Source organism: Brucella cytisi (assembly GCF_038433355.1).
GTDB classification, from domain to species: domain Bacteria; phylum Pseudomonadota; class Alphaproteobacteria; order Rhizobiales; family Rhizobiaceae; genus Brucella; species Brucella cytisi.
On the sequence record NZ_JBCAUP010000010.1, the window covers coordinates 36,701 to 55,155 of the forward strand.

An 18,455-nucleotide genomic window follows, 5' to 3' on the forward strand; every position below is an offset into this window, starting at 1 on the left:
CTGCAAACATTCCTGTTCTCATTGGCACGCCCCTGCGCCGCTGACAAGGCTCCGACATCGAAAAGTCGTGACAGATCAAAATTGTAATGATTCAATATAATTATTGACATGATCCTATAGGTCTTTCACACATAGAGCCAAGAAAAAAATCAAACATATGGGGAACGAGGATGCGGCCTTACGGTTTCGCGCGTGGCGTATTATTGCGCTTTCTGTCCGCTCATTCATTGCAGCGTTCGACAAAACTCAACGCTGCCTTCCCCATTGCCATGACGCTATGAGAGGCGGCGGCGTGCCAAGAATGACTATTGAAATGATTGGTCTTGAGGAAATCGAAGCAGCGCGCGACCGGCTGAAAGGTCTCGTCGTGAGAACGCCGCAGACACGCTCAGAATATCTGAGCGAACTTACCGGAACTCCGGTTTATCTGAAACTGGAAAATCGACAGACGACCGGCAGCTTCAAACTGCGTGGTGCGACCAACGCTATTCTTAGCCTGTCGCCCGACGATCGCAAACGCGGACTCGTGACCGCATCTACCGGCAATCATGGACGTGCTCTCGCGCATGCCGCTTCCGAACAAGGGTTGATCGCTACCGTTTGCCTCTCATCGCTCGTGCCGCACAACAAGGTCAATGCAATCCGCGATCTTGGTGCGGATGTGCGCATCGTTGGGAACTCACAGGATGACGCCATGGACGAGGTAACGCGACTGGCCCGCGAAGAAGGAATGAACATCATTCCGCCATTCGATGACCCGCGCATTATTGCCGGACAGGGCACAATTGGTCTGGAAATCACTGATGACCAGCCGGACACCGAGACTGTTCTCATTCCTCTTTCAGGTGGGGGACTTGCTGCAGGCATCGCCGCAGCAGTCAAAGCCCGGCACCCCCATAGCCGTGTGATCGGTATTTCCATGTCTCGCGGTGCAGCCATGGATGCCAGCTTCAAAGCCGGTAAGCCGATCAATGTCGAGGAACTGGAGACACTTGCAGATTCACTGGGCGGGGGCATTGGGCTCGACAATCGTTGGACATTTTCAATGTGCCGCTCGCTGCTGGACGACGTAGTCCTGCTTGATGAAGAGCAGATTGCAGCCGGGATCAGACACGCCGCGACACAGGAAGGTGAAATCATAGAGGGTGCTGCGGCCGTCAGCATTGCCGCCTTGTTGAGTGGCAAGATCAAGCCGACAGGACCGACCGTCATCATAGTCTCAGGTGGCAATATCGATCCCGAACAACACCGCGCAATCATGGAAGACCGCTATCGGAGGGCAGGCTGATGGCTGAAATGAGAATTCTGACCGAAGCTGATCTGCGACAGATCATAGCCCTCGACCTTGAAAGCGTGGCGTGCGTGGAGGATGCTTTCCGGGCACTCGCCAGTGGCGGCGTCAGCATGCCGCCCATTCTTCGGCTGGATATCCCTGCAGAGCGTGGCGAAGTCGATGTAAAGACGGCCTATATTCCTGGACTAGACAGCTTTGCCATCAAAATAAGTCCGGGCTTCTTCAATAATCCTTCAATCGGCCTGCCATCCACCAACGGACTGATGATCCAATTTTCGGCAAAGACCGGTCTTATCGAAGCACTGTTGCTGGATAATGGCTATCTGACCGATGTGCGTACAGCGGCTGCCGGTGCTGTCGCAGCAAAATATCTGGCGCGGGAAAATGCCCGTATCGCCACCATCATCGGTGCGGGCATGCAGGCAGGAATGCAGCTCGAAGCGCTGAAACTCGTGCGCTCCATCACCGAGGCGCGGATTTGGGCACGCAACTTCGATGGCGCGAAAAAAGCCGCGCAGAACTTTACCCAAAAGCTCGGAATACCGGTGACGGCAATCGCAGATGCAAAGGAAGCTTGTGTTGGCACTGACATCATCGTCACGACCACGCCATCGGAAACGCCACTCATAAAGGCTGAATGGCTTGCACCCGGTCAGCACGTTACTGCTATGGGATCGGACGCCGAACATAAGAACGAGATCGACCCCACCCTTTTCCAGCGATCAATCATCTATGTCGCTGACAGCCTCTCCCAGACACGCAGGCTTGGCGAACTGCACCACGCAATTTCGGCTGGGATTGTTGCAGCGGATACTGTCTTTCCAGAACTGGGCCAGATCGTTCTCAATGCTCCCACATTCCAGCGGAAGGCAGAGGACATAACCTTCTGCGACCTCACGGGTACCGGAGTTCAAGACACTGCAATCGCCCATCTCGCGACGGAGCGCGCCAGCCTGCGCGACGCAGGCGCGAAAATCGATTCAACCAAAACTGCAGGAGCCAGTCGATGAGTGTGGAACTCAACTTCACCCGCACGGAATATGATCACCGGATAGCCAAAACCCGTCGCGACATGGAGAAGGCAGGCTTCGATGTCATCATCGTCACAGACCCGTCCAACATGCACTGGCTTACCGGTTATGATGGCTGGTCCTTCTATGTCCATCAATGCGTTGTGCTTTCGATGGAAGGCGAACCGATCTGGTATGGTCGTGGTCAGGATGGCAACGGTGCTAAACGCACCGCGTGGATCAGCCATGACAACATTATCGGCTATCCCGACCATTACGTGCAATCGCTGGAACGCCACCCGATGGACCTTCTGGCCTCAATCCTTGAGGAAAAGGGATGGGGTAACAAGACGATAGCCGTCGAGTTCGACAATTACTGGTACACTGCTGCGGCCCACCATGCTCTGCAGAAGCATCTGCCCAATGCACAGTTCAAAGATGCGCAAGGTCTCGTCAACTGGCAGCGGGCGGTGAAGAGTTCAACCGAGATCGGCTATATGCGCAAAGCCGGTCGCATCGTGGAAGCCATGCACCAGCGCATCGTCGATAAAATCGAGCCGGGCATGCGAAAATGCGATCTGGTTGCCGAAATCTACGATGCAGGCACGCGCGGCGTTGACGATTTCGGCGGCGATTATCCTGCCATCGTGCCACTGTTGCCTTCTGGACCTGATGCTTCCGCCCCGCATCTCACCTGGAACGATTCGCCGATGAAGACCGGAGAAGGCACCTTCTTCGAGATTGCGGGTTGCTATAAGCGTTATCATTGTCCACTGTCGCGGACTGTATTTCTCGGCAAGCCGACGCAGGCTTTTCTTGATGCAGAAAAGGCAACGCTCGAAGGTATGGAAGCGGGCCTTGCTGTTGCTCGCCCCGGCAACACTTGCGAAGATATCGCCAACGGCTTCTTCGCTGTTTTGAAGAAATACGGGATCATCAAGGACAACCGCACCGGCTATTCAATCGGCCTGTCCTATCCGCCGGACTGGGGCGAACGCACCATGAGCCTGCGTCCCGGCGACCGCACGGAATTGCAGCCCGGCATGACCTTTCACTTCATGACAGGTCTCTGGCTGGAAACCATGGGGCTCGAGATTACCGAGAGCATCGTGATCACCGAAACCGGCGTCGAATGCCTGTCGAATGTGCCACGCAAGCTCGTGGTCAAGGATTAGGACGCTGCGATGATGCTTAGCTCGCCTCCATCACGTCCCTCCCCGATCACGCCGACTGTCGATCTTGACCGCGACGGCGTACAGCACGGGCATTTGCGGCTACCTTGGTCCAGAGACGATTCCGCCTGGGGCTCGCTGATGCTGCCCATCTGCGTCATTCGCAATGGCGATGGCCCCACCGCCCTTCTTACGGGTGGCAATCACGGTGATGAATATGAGGGGCCGGTTGCACTCTACGATCTCGCCGCCAATCTGAAACCGGCTGAGATCAACGGACGCGTTATCATTGTTCCTGCAATGAATTTTCCAGCTTTCATGGCGGGAACACGCACATCGCCGATAGATAAAGGCAATCTCAATCGTAGTTTCCCCGGCCGCCCGGATGGCACGGTAACTGAAAAGATCGCCGATTATTTCACCCGCTATCTGCTGCCCGCAGCCGATATCGTCATGGATTTTCATTCCGGCGGACGAACACTCGATTTCCTGCCCTATGCCGCAGCACATGCCCTGCCCGATGCAACTCAGGAAGCCCAATGCTTTGCTGCCGTCAAAGCATTCTCCGCCCCCTTTTCCATGCGAATGATAGAGATCGATGCTGTAGGCATGTACGACACGACCGCTGAGGAAGCCGGGAAGGTGTTTGTGACGACCGAGCTTTCCGGCGGTGGCACGATTTCAGCACGGTCGGCAACAATCGCCAAGCGCGGCATTCGCAACCTTCTGCGTCACGCAGACATTTTGCATGGTGAAGTGGAGTTTTCACCCACGACATGGCTCGATATGCCATCGCAGGAATGCTTCGGCTTTGCCGATACCGAAGGCTTACTTGAACCTTTGGTCGATCTTGGCGCGGAAATACGCACGGGCGACCTCATTGCCCGCGTTCATAATGTGGCGCGCACCGGCGTAGCTCCGCAAGAGTACCGCGCCGCACTCGACGGAATTCTCGCGGCACGGCATTTTCCGGGTCTCATCAAGATGGGTGATTGCCTTTCGGTCATCGCCACGATCAGCGAGGAGCCGTCCTCGTCTTAAATCAATCAGTACCAACCAATTGAAAAGCCGGACCGAAAACAACCGGCATCCATAAAGAGGAGTGAACACCATGCGCATGAAACTTCATACGATTTCTGCTCTGCTTTCCGCGGCAGCATTTGCAGCTCTTACAATGCCGTCACAGGCCGTCACCATTGATGATCTGAAAAGCGCGGGCTTTGTGCGAGGAGCGACTGCCAACGAAGTGCCCTATGGTTATATGGACGCGAGTGGCGCAGCCAAAGGCATCGGCCCGGACGTTGCCGCAGCAATCTTCAAAAAACTCGGAATTGAAGAAGTAGATTGGACGGTTACGCCATTCGGCTCGCTTATTCCCGGATTGAAGGCCAAACGCTTTGAGTTTGTCGCCGCCGAGCAGAATGTTTTGCCTGACCGCTGCAAACAGGTTCAGTTCACGGTCGCTAATTCCAGCTATGGTGAAGGTCTCCTGGTGCCAAAAGGCAATCCAAAAAACATTCATTCCTATGACGACATCAAGAAAGATCCGTCTCTGAAAGTCGCAATTGTTTCGGGTGCTGATCAGATCGATTTCCTGCATGGAATGGGTATCGATGAATCGCAGATTGTCATGATTCAGGGCAATGCTGACGCTCCATCCACGGTTCAGACCGGTCGTGCGGATGCCTATGCCGCAACAGAGCTGACAGTGGCCAAGCTCGTTGAAAATTCGCCACAACTGGAACAGGCACATCCGTTTACCGACCCGGTTGTGGATGGCAAGTCCGCGCGCAGTTTCGGCGCTTTCAGCTTCCGTCCAGAGGACAAGGAATTCTACGACGCCTTCAACAAGGAACTCATCGAGTTCAAGAAGACCGATGACTACAAGAAAATCCTGATGACCTATGGGCTTAGCGAAGAGAGCGTCGAAGCGGCGCGGACTGTTGATACGGCCAGCCTCTGCAACGCAAAGTAACGCTTTTATCGCCCGCCGTGCCATGATGATTGGTTCGGCGGGCCTTGTCTCATCTCTATCGGGAGAAGACCATATGCACTGGACGGAGTATCTTCCCGCCCTTTTCAAAGGCGCACAAATCACCGTCGTTCTTGCCCTCAGTTCGATGGCTATCGGCACCCTGCTGGCGTTCGCTGCCGGCATTGCCCGTTTTGCGGGTGGGCCGATCCTTTCCACGATTGCGGTGATCTATATCGAGATATTCCGGGGTACTTCCCTGCTCGTGCAATTGTTCTGGCTCTATTACGCCCTGCCATTGATCGGCATTTCATTCGATCCGATCACGACCGGAATTATGGGGCTTGGCCTTAACATTGGTGCTTATGGTGCTGAGGTCGTGCGTGGTGCCTTACAGGCTGTTCCCGAAGCGCAACATGAAGCCGCAAGAGCCCTCAACTTCAGCAGAGGCCACACATTGTTTCATATCGTCCTGCCACAGGCGGTTGTCGAGATGATGCCGGCTTTCGGCAATCTGGCTATTCATAATCTGAAAGATACAGCACTCGCCTCGCTTATCGCCATCAGCGATCTGACTTTCCAGGCCCAGCGTTTGCGCAATCTGACGCTGGACAATGTAACGATCTACTCGCTGACATTACTCGGCTATTTTGCAATGGCTCTGGTGCTCGCCTCCGCTATTCGCTGGCTTGAGCGACGACTGAAACGCCAGACAATGGCAGGAGGTTTCGCATGATCTACGGCTATGCATGGGACACCTCGTCCACGCTTTCCTTTGCGATTTCCATTCTGCCAATTCTGGCAATTGGTCTGACGGTAACCCTGAAAGCGGCAGCCACCGGCTTTGCTATTGCACTGGTGCTCGGCCTTGTCTTTGCGCTTCTGCGCCGCAGCCCATACAAAATCATATCCTGGCCGACCGTGGTCGTTGTGGAATTTTTGCGCGATACGCCGTTGCTGGTGCAATTGTTTTTCCTGTATTACGTGCTACCTGTCTATGGCATTGTTCTGCCTGCTTTCCTGACCGGCGCTCTGGCGCTTGGCCTTCAATATTCAGCCTATACGTCGGAGGTTTACCGCGGAGGTATAGAGGCCATTCCGCGCGGACAATGGGAAGCAGCGCGCGCCCTGAACCTTACGCCTTGGCGCACCTATCGCGACATTGTCATTCCGCAAGCCATACCCCGGATCATCCCGGCCATGGGCAACTACCTCGTCTCCATGCTGAAGGAGACCCCGGTTCTGTCTGTCGTCAGTATCGTCGACATGCTGAACCTCGCCAATCTGATCGGCGACCGCACCTTCGAATATCTGGTGCCGCTGTCGATGGTCGGCCTGATCTTCCTCATCCTGACACTTATCTGCTCGGCGCTCATACGCCTGCTCGAACGCACACTTCCAAAGAACGGGATCGCCCTCAAATGACCCAGGAAATTATCCGCTTTCAGGACGTAGCCAAGCGTTTCGGCGCACTGACTGTGCTGGATCAATTCAATTTCTCGGTCAAGACAGGCGAGAAAGTAACGCTGATCGGTCCATCAGGATCGGGAAAATCAACGGTGCTCCGTATTCTCATGACACTGGAGCCGTTTCAGGAGGGTACGCTCGAACTCGCAGATATGTCCTATCACCAACCAAACGGCAAAGGACAGTTTCGGGCGAGTGAAGCCCACTTGCGTAAAATCAGATCGCATGTTGGCATGGTGTTCCAGAGCTTCAATCTGTTTCCGCACATGTCTGTGCTGCGCAATATCATCGAAGCGCCGGTTCACGTTCTCGGTATGAAGCGGGACGAAGCCGAGGCGCGTGCACTCGATCTTCTCGCTCTTGTCGGCCTGACAGACAAAAAAGATCACTACCCTTCACAGCTTTCAGGTGGCCAGCAGCAACGCGTTGCGATTGCGCGTTCATTGGCTATGCGTCCGCGTGTTCTACTCTTTGACGAGCCCACATCGGCACTTGATCCGCAACTTGTCGGCGAAGTTCTGGCGGTCATTCGCAGTCTGGCACAAGAACATGATCTGACTATGCTCCTCGTCACTCATGAAATGCGCTTTGCACGCGAAGTGTCTGATCGTGTCTGTTTTTTCGACAAGGGACGCATCTGCGAACAGGGCACGCCAGAACAGATATTCCAGTCTCCGACCGAAGAGCGGACGAAAGAGTTTCTGCAATCAGTTCTATAGCACTCAGGCTATAGAACTGACATCATAGACCGGCGGTAGTTGCGCGAAGGTTTCGCGAATAGTTTCAAGAGCTGTCTGCAAGGCAGATCGCGAAAGCCTTCCGCCGAGGCAGATGCGGATGCCCCCATCCCCCCGCTCACCACCCGCCACGAATGGATCAGAAGGTGTGACAGCAACGCCCTTGCTTGCCAGAGCACGGACCAGACCATCCTCCGACCAGTTGCGCGGGATCTTCAACCACGCACAAAGCGACAGCGGATTGCTGCCTGCAATGTGAGGTTCAAGAATGTCGGCTACCAATGTCTGCCTTGAACGCAATTCGCTACGCTGAATATCCAGCAGCTCAGTCGCCGTTCCGTCCTCGATCCAGCGGCTGGCCATCTCTGCAACGAGATTGACGCCGCTCCAGCTCGTGACGCGCAAAATCGACGTTACGCGGATGGAATAATGCGCTGGCACCACAAGATAGCCTGTCCGCAAGCCGGTCATAACCGTCTTGGTGAAGCTTGTTACGAAGAAGCCCAGTTCTGGCAGCAGTTCCGGCATTGACGGCAGATGCTCTTCGAGGATCGGCTTGTAGACTTCATCCTCGATGACACAAACGCCGTATCGCCGGGCAATATCCGCGACAGCAATGCGCCTTTCAGCGCCCATCAAATGACTAGTCGGATTGCCAAGCGTCGGGATGAGCACCAGCGCCCTTACATCTCCCGCCCTGCACGCAGTTTCAAAGGCATCGGGCAGAATACCTTCTCTATCCGTCGGCAGCGCACGCAGCGTGAAGCCAAGCACATTGGCAAGACCTATGATGCCATGATCGGTCAGGCTTTCCGTCAGCACCACCTCACCCGGTTGCACAACCGCTGCGACTGCCAGAAACAAGCCATGAGCAGCGCCATTCGTAATAATGATCCGGCCCGGATCAACATCAACCGACAGGCCACGCAGCCAGTCGCGCGCGACCGCGCGATGTCGGTCCAGCCCCGCAATAGGTCGACATGGACGCATGAAGCTCGCATTGTCCGACTGGCTCATTTCTTCGAGCAGACGTCGCGAGGCATTCTCGTGGGATTCTGTATAGACGGCCCGAATGATAGAAAGATCCGCCGTCCCGCTGGGATCCCGATCAAGCATGAAGCGATCAGCCCGCTCCGTCACCCGGTTGCAGACATAGGTTCCCCGGCCAACCTCACCACGCAAATAACCGCGCCGTTCTGCCTCCTTGTAGCTGATACTGACCGTCTGCACCGAAAGCCCGAGCTTGTGCGCCAAATCGCGATGGGTCGGCATGCGCGTGGCGGGCAAAAGAACGCCCTTCTCGATATCGTCGACAATTTTATCTGTCAAAAGCCTGTGCTTGGTGACGCCCTTGCGCATTTCCAACATGGGTTCCCACATGCGTCTACCGACTCCATCATGACATATCCAGAATTGTCCTATTATACTGAAATTTCTTCATGACAATCTAGTCAAAACAGCGTTCAAGGAAAAGTTCTTATCGCTGGCAATGACAAGCACCGAGACGATGGAAAGCATGCCTCAGCGAGTACGTGCGGAGCGCAATAAAAACCGTTCGAAATGGTATCTGGAAATATTGATTCAACATCATAAAAGATGACAAGTACGTTAAAATAAGCTATTGATAGATAAAGCGAATTCTAGCTTTTTTCCGTACACATCGTTCCTCGCTGCCGGACGAAATACGCATGAATGAAAAACGGAGCCCGCAGGCTTCCAAGCCGCTAAATCCAGCCAAATCGTTCTTTGAAAATGAACGTCCGACGCTGAAGACAATTGCATTCATGACCGGCCTTGGCGTGACCACGGTTTCGCGTGCTTTAAAGGATGCACCGGAAATCGGTCCGGAAACACGAAAACGCGTACAACTGATCGCCCGACAGATCGGCTATCGTCCCAATCGTGCCGGTGTGCGTCTTCGAACCGGCAAGACGAATGTCATTGCGCTGGTCCTCAATACGCAAGATGAGATCATGGGCTTTACCAGCCAGGTCATTCATGGTGTCGCGGATGTTCTGGCTGAAACGCAATACCACCTCATTCTGACGCCCTATTTTCATTCGCGGGCGCCAATCGAACCGATCCGCTATATCGTGGAAACGGGCTCAGCTGACGGTATTATTTTCTCGCGTACAGAACCGGACGATCAACGCGTCCATTATCTGACGGAACATGATTTTCCGTTCGCCACCCATGGTCGCACTGATACGGGCATTGAGCACCCTTTTCACGACTTTGATAATTTCACTTTCGCGCTGGATATGGTTGGCAAACTGGCGGCGCGCGGACGAAAGCGACTCGCTTTACTGACTCCACCCGCGCATCTCACCTATTACCGGCATATGGTAGGTGGATTTTATGAAGGTCTGCGTGCCTTTCACTGTAGTGGATCGCCGCTCGAAGACGTTGATCTCGATACACCGCTTGAGGATTTGCGACAGCATATTGCTCAATTGATGAAAAGACCTGATCGACCGGACGGTATCATCTGCTCTGGCAGCGCAGCCGCTCTGGCAATTGTTGCCGGTGTAGAAGATGCGGGATTGAGTATCGGTAATGAAGTCGATGTCGCAGCCAAACAATCGACGCAGATTTTGCATTGGTTTCGCCCGGGGCTGATTGTCGCCGAGGAAAGTTTCAAGCTGGCCGGGCAGCAGCTTGGCAAAGCCATCCTGGGTCGGATTAACGGCATCGATGTCAGGTCCCTGCAGACCATCGGATAAAATGGGCGGAGGCCACTCCGGACCCGTAGGACCGGAATAGCCTCCTATCGCTCGGGAGGAGCGATGCAAAGTCAGTTTGCCACCCGTTTCTTTCCATTTTCAACTGGCAGCAACAAAGCCTCAGCCGCTTTAATGTTCAATGCTTCCGGGCGCGTGCAACGCGTTTCGATGTCGATGAAGCGCTTTTCCTCGCCTGATCTTAGAATAGCCAGCATGACATCGACCCCATGCAGTGCACGCTCCAGTGAACAACGTATATCGCGACCATTCAGAATAGCAGCCGCCATATCTGCCAGACCAGCCGTTCTATAGTTAGCCATCATACCTTGAGAATGCTGTTCATTGGCAACGCCAAATGGATGCTCCCAATTTTTAACTGGCTCTGCTGGTTCGCCCGGCTTCGCCATTTGAACTTCTCCGCCAAAAAAATTGGGATCGGGCAGGTAGAGCGATCCTTCGGTGCCATACAACTCCATGTTCGCATGGCGATGCGCCCAGACATCCCAACTGGCTGACAGTGTTACTGTTGCGCCCTGTTCGAATTCCAATAATGCGTGAATGGTCGTTGGCGTCTCCACTGGAATGGCTTCGCCCTTGCGTGGTTCAGAGCTAATCGTCCGCGTCGGTGTAGCTGCAGAAGTCAAAGCGGCGACGCGCTTCACGGGGCCAATCAGATTAACGAGATTGGCGATGTAATACGGTCCAAGATCGAGGATCGGCCCACCGCCCTTTCGGAAGAAAAAGTCCGGATTCGGATGCCAATGCTCCATGCCGTGGCTCATTACATGGCATGTACCGGAGGTGATGCGACCGACATTACCATTATCGATTTCGCGCCGCGCAAGCTGATGGGCTCCACCCAGAAACGTATCCGGCGCGCACCCCACTTTCAGGTTGCGACCATCGGCAAGCGCTTTCAGTTCCAGCCCCTGCTCCATCGAGAGAACCAAAGGTTTTTCTGAGTATGCATGTTTGCCTGCGGCCAGAATTTGCTTCGTGACAGCATAATGAGCATCGGGAACTGTCAGGTTGACGACGATATCAATGCCGTCATTCTGAAGCAGCTCGTCGATAGTCTGCGCCTTTACACCAAACTCGTCTGCGCGCGCTTCTGCTGCAGCAGGATTTATATCGGCGCATGCTATTATTTCGATACCTCGAAACATGGGAGACAGCCGCAGATAGGCAGCGGATATATTGCCACAACCGATAATGCCGACACCAAGTGCCTTGGTCATTTCGTTCTCCAACTCAGAAGTTCTTTACGGTTTCGATGGAACGGCTCGCAAATCGGGTGTCGTCCGACGGATTATCGTGTTCCATGATGAAATAGCGGACAGGCGTCTTGCGCAAAGCCGTAAACAACTCAGCCCAGTCCACAGTACCATGCCCGACGTCTTCCCAGCCGTCTTCGTCGGTTTTTTCACCAGCTAAGGCGATATCTTTGACATGGACCGCAAGGATTCGGTCGCCATAGCGCCTGATCCATTCAAGCGGGTCGGCATCACCTTTGATAATCCACGCAATATCCGCCTCCCATGCAAGATCGGGCGCAGCATCGAGGATATGTTCTTGTGGCACGGAACCGTCGGCCAACGGGCGGAATTCGAAATCATGGTTGTGCCAGCCAAATGCGTAGCCCGCCTTGCGATAATGCTCTCCAGCGATAGCAAGGCGTTTTCCGAACTCCCGCCAACCGGCAACACTATCCGGGCGGCGGTCTGCATCGAGATATGGGCAGAAAATAGCCTTCATATCGGCGACCTTGGCAATCTCTAGAACACGGTCGACTTCGTTCTCCAGCATATCCAGACCAAAGTGCCCGGTAGGCATGGAAAGCCCCAATGCGTCGAGGTCCTTCTTTAATCGAACAGGATCACCATAAATCCCCCCATAGCCTTCCACCCAACGATAGCCGAGATCCCGCAGCATGGTGAGCGTGCGTTCCAACGGTTGGAAGTTGCGGGAGCTGTAAAGTTGATAGGAATATCCGTTCATGTCCTCGTCCTCAGAACTCTATCCAGAATTGTGTCGGGCTTTCTAGCGAGCAAAAAATCCTCGCACAGTCCGAGGCAAGCCCTCGTGCCGTCCATTGAAAGCCAATAGCTTCGCCTCTCGCAGGAGAGGCTCTTAAGGGGAGCGTTCTTCGCTATTCATCTAAAGCCTCTCCTCCGTTTGCGCATCGAAAAGCGACAGGGCATCCGGCTTGAAACCAATCCTGACCTTCTCACCTGCCCGATAGCGCTTACCCGCTTCCACCCGTGCGGATAGCGAATGTCCGTTCAGGCGAAGCCAGACCAAACTGTCGGCGCCCATCGGCTCGTCCAGATCGACGGTCGCCTCAAAACCATCTTCGACATCAAGTCTAGTATGCTCAGGACGAACCCCGAGAGTGGCCTTACGTCCGGGTGTCAGCCCACCGTCATATCCATCAAGCTGAACGGCGGTCTCTCCAACATGGAAGACTGGCTTGCCATTTGTAGCCCTAATTTCTCCCGTAAAGAAATTCATCGACGGCGAGCCGAGAAAACCCGCTACGAACCTGTTCTTTGGGCGATTGTAAATCGTCGACGGATCAGCCAGTTGTTGGACCACCCCACCTTTCATGACTGCGATGCGGTCCGCCAATGTCAGGGCTTCGATCTGGTCGTGCGTGACGTAGATCATGGTATTGCCGAGTTTCTGGTGAAGGCGCTTGATCTCAACGCGCAGCTCAGAACGTAATTTTGCATCCAGATTGGAAAGCGGTTCATCGAACAAAAACACGTCGACATCGCGCACCAGCGCGCGACCGATCGCAACACGCTGACGTTGTCCGCCGGACAGTGCCGAAGGTTTGCGCTGCAACAAGGGTTCGATCTGCAGAATTTCGGCCGCGCGTTTGATGCGTTTATCAATCTCCCCTTTGGGTAGCCCGGCAACACGTAAACCAAAGGAAAGGTTCTTCTCAACAGTCATTTGCGGATAAAGCGCATAGGACTGAAACACCATGCCGATGCCGCGATCTTTCGGTTCTTCCCACGTAACGTTGCGCCCCTTGATGAAAATACTGCCTTCGGAGATATCGAGAAGGCCCGCTACACAATTGAGCAGAGTGGACTTGCCGCAACCGGACGGCCCCAGAAGAACGAGGAATTCGCCCTCCCCGATTTCCAGATTGAGATTTTGCAGCACATTGACCGAGCCGAAGCCGAGCGACAGATCCTGGATGGAAACGCTGGAGTTCATGAATTCATCCTTTCACTGCGCCAGCGGCAATGCCGCGTACAAAATACCGACCAGAAACAAAATAGACGAGCAATGGCACGGCCCCGGTTAGAATGGTGGCGGCCATATTGACGTTGTATTCCTTCACGCCCTGCATGGAGTTGACGATATTGTTCAGCTGGACGGTCATCGGAAAATTCTGCGTTCCTGCAAACACCACACCAAACAGAAAGTCGTTCCAGATACCGGTCACCTGCAGAATGATTGCAACCACGAAGATCGGCAGTGACATCGGCAGCATGATCTGAAAGAAAATGCGCCAAAACCCGGCTCCGTCGACACGCGCTGCCTTGAAGAGTTCCGGCGGCAGGCCGGCGAAATAGTTGCGGAACAACAACGTCAAGATCGGCATACCGAAGATGGTATGGATGAAGACAACGCCGGTCAGCGTGCCGAATATACCAAGCTCGCGGGTTATGATCACGAGGGGATAAAGCATGACCTGATACGGAATGAATGCCCCAAACAACAAGACCGAAAAGAATATTTCCGATCCTTTGAACTTCCAGTTGGCCAGCGCGTAACCATTGACTGAAGCGATGGTGATGGAAACGATCACGCTCGGCACGGTGATCTTGATCGAATTCCAGAAACCCGCGCTGATGCCTTCACAATAAAGGCCGGTGCAAGCCTGGCTCCATGCCTTGACCCATGGTTCAAATGTGATCTCGACTGGTGGTGAAAAGATGTTACCGAGCCGGATTTCAGGCATGCCTTTCAGGGATGTGACGACCATCACGTAGAGCGGCAGCAGATAATAGACAGCTGCAACGAACAAAATGCTGTAGAGCATGATGGTGGCGGGCGCAAAGCGCCGTTTTGGCTTACGACCCCACGGCTGTGAAGCCCGCTTTTGTGCCGGACGAGCCTGAGCTGCGGCTGCCTCAGTTTCGGCAGGCCTCTTCCTGTTGAGGACAGCTTCAGTCATCGCGCTTTCCTTCGGCTATATTCCAGCATTGTCCAAGGAACGAGAATGATCAGAACCGTGGTCAGCATGACGGTAGAAGCAGCAAGTCCCTGCCCCAAATTGGCCCAGCCGAACATGAAGTCGTAGACGTATTTTGCGGGTACTTCCGACGCTATGCCGGGACCGCCATTGGTCATGGCAACCACCAGATCGTATAGTTTGACAATGCCTGTCGCGATAAGAACGACGGTCGTCACCAGAACAGGGCGCATCATCGGCAGGATGATGAAGAGATAGGCTTTCCACTTCGGAATGCCGTCAACTCGTGCAGCCTTCCAGATTTCATCATCGACATTGCGCAGCCCGGCCAGCATCAGAACCATGACCAACCCCGTCATCTGCCAGAGCCCGGCAATGACAATTGCATAGATGACGTAGGTGCGGCTCGACAGGATAGCCATCTGGAAATTGTCGAAGCCGATATCGCGAATGACTTTCTCCAGTCCGAGTTTCGGATTGAAAATCCACTGCCAGACAAGGCCCGTCACAATGAACGACAGGGCATAGGGATAGAGGAAAATCGTGCGAAATGTGTTCTCGAAGCGGATTTTCTGGTCCATCAGGGCAGCAAGGACAAACCCGGCCACAAGGGAAAAGCCCATGCAGAGGACGCCATAGATCGCCAGATTGCGGACTGACACATGCCAGCGGGTTGCAGAAAACAGGCGCGTATATTGATCGAAACCGACAAAATTCAACATAGGCAGCGATTTGGAGGACGTGAAGGAATAAACAACCGTCCAGAGCGTGCAGCCAATGAAGACCACGAGAACCGTCGCGATCATCGGAAGTGCTGCAACCTTTGCATTCAGATTTCGAAATATTCCCAACGGCTTTCCACGATTGCCCTCTTCCATGACGGCCATGATACTCCTCCCTGTTCCGGTTCTCGGAGTGTCGTGTACTGTCGTCCTCATCGACAGCGCAGGACTTGAACGTGACTATTGCGCCTGTTCGATAATCTCCGCAAAACGTTCCTGAATATCATCGACCGTCATGTCTGGATTGGAGAAAAACTCGGCAGCCAAACTTTCGATTTGCCCTTGGGTATCCGGCGCACGCAACTGCTCCACAGAGGGAACGATGTTGTCCGGGTTCTTCAGAATATCGATACCCGCACGCATGCAGCTCGAGGCTGAATCGAGATCCACATCGCCACGGATCGGCAGCGAACCCTTGGCCAGATTGAAGGCAACCTGCGTTTCCTTGGAAATGAGCATGCTTGCCAGCTTGAGCTGTGCCTTGGTGACTTCCGGGTCCTTGTTCTTCGGGAAGTAGATCGCATCACCGCCAGTATCCAGATATTGATGAACGCCGAGTCCTGGCAAGCAGTCATAATCCTTGCCTGCAACCTTGCCCGCTGTCCCAAACTCGCCTTGCGCCCAGTCTCCCATGATCTGCGTACCGGCGCGGCCGGTCAGCACCATGTTGGTCGCCTCGTTCCATGAACGGCCCACATAACCCGGATCAGCCAGTGAGCGCGCCTGAGCCAGCGCTTCAAAAACCTTCTTCATTTCAGGACCGCGTGCCGCATCGGCGTTCTTGTCCTTATTGACCTTTAGATAGAGGTCCTTACCGCCAATCGCAGTTGTCAGGACAGTCAGCATGCCATTCACCTGCCAACCGTCACCGGTCGCCAACGGCACAATGTTCTTTTCCTTCAGCTTGGGAGCTGCAGCTATAAGGTCATTCCAGTTCTTTGGAGGTTCGGTTCCGGCCTCGCGAAAGGCTTGCGGATTGATCCACATCCATTCCCACGAGTGAATGTTCAGCGGCACACAGTAGAGGCGCCCTTCATAAGTACAGGATTCCAAGAGGCTCTTCGGGCGAATGAAGTTGGCCCAGCCTTCCTTTTCGGCCAGCTCGGTCAAATCCGTCATCAATCCGCCCTGAACCAGTTCCTCAGCCTGCCGTCCATGATTGAGCTGGGTCGCTCCCATTGGATTACCGCCGAGAATACGGCTGATAATGATCGGGCGGGCCGTAGCGCCGCTACCGGCAATCGCCCCATCGACCCACTTGTCGCCGCCGAGCGCATCATATTTTTCAGCGAGAACTTTGACAGCTGCCGCTTCACCGCCAGATGTCCACCAATGCGTAACTTCAAGATTAGCCGCAGAAGCTGAATCTGCCATTGTCAACGTTGTCATAGCGAGACAAACGGATGTGGCGAGAACTTTTGCTCTTTCTGATAACATTCCATATCCTCCCAAATCTGAAACGTTACAGATATGGTATTCAAAACAATATCGCTTGCAAGTCCTTAATTTCTGACAAGTGGGATTTAGCACTCAGGCGGAGTTTAACTGATTGATTGTCTACAGCTTTCCTGAAAACTATTTTTACGTGCGAAGGTATCATTTCGTGTTTCATCTTGTGAGAGATTCAGGATGAAACACTCAAGATCAAAGAATCTGTAACGTTACAGATTGAAGCAATCACAAACGAAAAGGGCGCTCGTGAGAGCGCCCTTCCTGCATTTCGAAATCGACTTGAATCAGGCCACCTTGCTCACAAGGCCATGCGGATCGAGAACAAATTTCTTCGCCGCCCCCTGATCAAAGCTCTCATAGCCCTTCGCTGCGTCCTCAAGTGAAATGACCTGAGCGTTTACGATCTCGGCGATATTCAGACGTCCATGCAGGATCGCCTGCATCAGTTGGCGATTGTACTTCAGAACGGGTGTCTGTCCGGTATGGAATGACTGCGCCTTGGCCCAACCGAGACCAAACCGTAACGACAAGCTGCCTTGTTTCGCAGCATTGTCGACAGCACCAGGGTCTTCGGTGACATAAAGCCCCGGAATACCAATTGCCCCGGCGGGACGAGTTATCTCCATCATCTGGTTCAGCACGATCGCCGGTTGCTCGCCACCGCTATGACCGCGCGCCTCGAACCCAACAGCATCAATAGCACTATCCACTTCGTTGCTGCCTGTGACCTCTGCAATCATGTCGCCGAGACGATCACTTGCCGAAAGATCGATTGGTTCGAAGCCCACTTTCCGCGCGTGATCGAGCCGTTCCTTGTTGAAGTCACCGACCATAACGACCGCAGCGCCCAGAATGCGAGCGGATGCCGCAGCAGCAAGCCCCACCGGTCCCGCACCCGCGACATATACAACCGAACCAACCCCGACGCCGGCTTTCACCGCACCGTGAAAGCCGGTGGGCAAGATGTCAGAAAGCATCGTCAGGTCGCGGATTTTTTCCATCGCCTGCTCGCGATCGGGGAACTTGAGCAGATTGAAATCGGCATAGGGCACCATGACATAGCGGGCCTGCCCACCAATCCAGCCTCCCATATCAACATATCCATAGGCGCCACCGGCACGCGACGGGTTGACCGTCAAACAAACACCTGTGTCCTGGGATTTGCAGCAGCGGCAGCGACCACAAGCGACATTGAACGGGACTGAAACGATGTCGCCCACATCGAGCATCTCGACATCACTGCCTTTTTCAATAATTTCACCGGTAATTTCATGCCCCAGCACGAGACCGGGCATCGCAGTCGTGCGTCCGCGAACCATATGCTGGTCGGAACCACAAATATTTGTCGAGATTACCTTCAATATAACGGCGTGGTCCAGCTTCCTCCCGTCCGGTGCCGCTAACGCTGGATCTTCAATATCGCGCACTTCGACTGTCCCGGGCCGCAAATAAACGACGCCACGGTTCTTGCTCATGTCTACCTCCTCCAGGTCGAACAACACTGACAGATTTCAAACAATGCAATGATCGATGGTCTCCGGACGCAAATTGACAACGCCCGTTTCAGGGAGGTTACAGACGGAAAGCGAGCGGTTCAGTCCCAATCGCGACACGTCTCATTCAAATTGAACTT

The 18,455-nt window shown here is 54.1% G+C and carries 17 protein-coding genes; 9 read left to right on the forward strand and 8 right to left on the reverse strand.

Features of this window, described 5'->3' with window-relative positions:
* Nucleotides 1–301: 301 nt before the first annotated feature.
* The 8 genes from eutB (at nt 302) to ehuA (ending at nt 7,634) form a co-directional block, all read left to right on the forward strand.
* Nucleotides 302–1,288, forward strand: coding sequence for a hydroxyectoine utilization dehydratase EutB (gene eutB, locus AAE521_RS10605; RefSeq protein ID WP_342061289.1), 987 nt, complete (start codon nt 302–304; stop codon nt 1,286–1,288).
* On the forward strand, nt 1,288–2,304 hold the full coding sequence (locus AAE521_RS10610; protein ID WP_342061290.1) for a cyclodeaminase: 1,017 nt from the start codon (nt 1,288–1,290) through the stop codon (nt 2,302–2,304). Before eutB ends, AAE521_RS10610 begins: the two co-directional genes overlap by 1 nt.
* Nucleotides 2,301–3,479 (forward strand): ectoine hydrolase DoeA, encoded by a 1,179-nt coding sequence (gene doeA / locus AAE521_RS10615; protein ID WP_342061291.1) that lies wholly within the window; start codon nt 2,301–2,303, stop codon nt 3,477–3,479. The genes AAE521_RS10610 and doeA overlap by 4 nt, the downstream gene beginning before the upstream one ends.
* A 9-nt stretch (nt 3,480–3,488) precedes the next feature.
* A complete protein-coding gene (gene doeB, locus AAE521_RS10620) occupies nt 3,489–4,517 on the forward strand; it encodes a N(2)-acetyl-L-2,4-diaminobutanoate deacetylase DoeB (protein WP_342061292.1) in 1,029 nt (342 codons plus the stop codon).
* Nucleotides 4,518–4,587: 70 nt separating this feature from the next.
* Complete coding sequence (gene ehuB / locus AAE521_RS10625; protein WP_342061293.1) at nt 4,588–5,451, forward strand: ectoine/hydroxyectoine ABC transporter substrate-binding protein EhuB; 864 nt, start codon at nt 4,588–4,590, stop codon at nt 5,449–5,451.
* Between the two features lie 73 nt (nt 5,452–5,524).
* Nucleotides 5,525–6,184: an ectoine/hydroxyectoine ABC transporter permease subunit EhuC gene (gene ehuC, locus AAE521_RS10630; RefSeq protein ID WP_010658663.1), complete on the forward strand. Its 660-nt coding sequence runs from the start codon at nt 5,525–5,527 to the stop codon at nt 6,182–6,184.
* Entirely contained in the window at nt 6,181–6,873 is a 693-nt protein-coding gene (gene ehuD / locus AAE521_RS10635; RefSeq protein WP_010658662.1) for an ectoine/hydroxyectoine ABC transporter permease subunit EhuD, read from the forward strand. The genes ehuC and ehuD overlap by 4 nt, the downstream gene beginning before the upstream one ends.
* A complete protein-coding gene (ehuA, locus tag AAE521_RS10640; protein WP_029927582.1) occupies nt 6,870–7,634 on the forward strand; it encodes an ectoine/hydroxyectoine ABC transporter ATP-binding protein EhuA in 765 nt (254 codons plus the stop codon). The genes ehuD and ehuA overlap by 4 nt, the downstream gene beginning before the upstream one ends.
* A 3-nt stretch (nt 7,635–7,637) precedes the next feature.
* On the opposite strand, the gene ehuR is transcribed toward ehuA, so the two are convergent.
* Nucleotides 7,638–9,032, reverse strand: coding sequence for a MocR-like ectoine utilization transcription factor EhuR (gene ehuR / locus AAE521_RS10645; protein WP_342061294.1), 1,395 nt, complete (start codon nt 9,030–9,032; stop codon nt 7,638–7,640).
* 308 nt (nt 9,033–9,340) lie between these two features.
* Here ehuR and AAE521_RS10650 point away from each other — a divergent pair, with 308 nt between their 5' ends.
* Nucleotides 9,341–10,375, forward strand: coding sequence for a LacI family transcriptional regulator (locus tag AAE521_RS10650; protein WP_342061295.1), 1,035 nt, complete (start codon nt 9,341–9,343; stop codon nt 10,373–10,375).
* A gap of 71 nt (nt 10,376–10,446) precedes the next feature.
* Here the strand turns inward: AAE521_RS10650 and AAE521_RS10655 are convergent, their stop codons facing one another.
* The 7 genes from AAE521_RS10655 to fdhA all read right to left on the reverse strand — a co-directional run bounded on the left by AAE521_RS10655 (nt 10,447) and on the right by fdhA (nt 18,297).
* Nucleotides 10,447–11,613: a Gfo/Idh/MocA family protein gene (locus tag AAE521_RS10655; RefSeq protein ID WP_342061296.1), complete on the reverse strand. Its 1,167-nt coding sequence runs from the start codon at nt 11,611–11,613 to the stop codon at nt 10,447–10,449.
* Nucleotides 11,614–11,626: 13 nt separating this feature from the next.
* Entirely contained in the window at nt 11,627–12,373 is a 747-nt protein-coding gene (locus AAE521_RS10660) for a sugar phosphate isomerase/epimerase family protein (RefSeq protein ID WP_342061297.1), read from the reverse strand.
* Nucleotides 12,374–12,532: 159 nt separating this feature from the next.
* The gene (locus tag AAE521_RS10665) at nt 12,533–13,603 is read right to left on the reverse strand and encodes an ABC transporter ATP-binding protein (RefSeq protein ID WP_342061298.1); all 1,071 of its coding nucleotides are present in this window, start codon (nt 13,601–13,603) and stop codon (nt 12,533–12,535) included.
* 4 nt (nt 13,604–13,607) lie between these two features.
* Complete coding sequence (locus AAE521_RS10670; protein ID WP_071630823.1) at nt 13,608–14,570, reverse strand: carbohydrate ABC transporter permease; 963 nt, start codon at nt 14,568–14,570, stop codon at nt 13,608–13,610.
* A complete protein-coding gene (locus tag AAE521_RS10675; RefSeq protein ID WP_342061299.1) occupies nt 14,567–15,475 on the reverse strand; it encodes a carbohydrate ABC transporter permease in 909 nt (302 codons plus the stop codon). The genes AAE521_RS10670 and AAE521_RS10675 overlap by 4 nt, the downstream gene beginning before the upstream one ends.
* A gap of 75 nt (nt 15,476–15,550) precedes the next feature.
* Nucleotides 15,551–16,807 (reverse strand): ABC transporter substrate-binding protein, encoded by a 1,257-nt coding sequence (locus AAE521_RS10680; RefSeq protein WP_374864502.1) that lies wholly within the window; start codon nt 16,805–16,807, stop codon nt 15,551–15,553.
* 299 nt (nt 16,808–17,106) lie between these two features.
* The gene (gene fdhA, locus AAE521_RS10685; protein WP_029927596.1) at nt 17,107–18,297 is read right to left on the reverse strand and encodes a formaldehyde dehydrogenase, glutathione-independent; all 1,191 of its coding nucleotides are present in this window, start codon (nt 18,295–18,297) and stop codon (nt 17,107–17,109) included.
* Nucleotides 18,298–18,455: the final 158 nt, after the last annotated feature.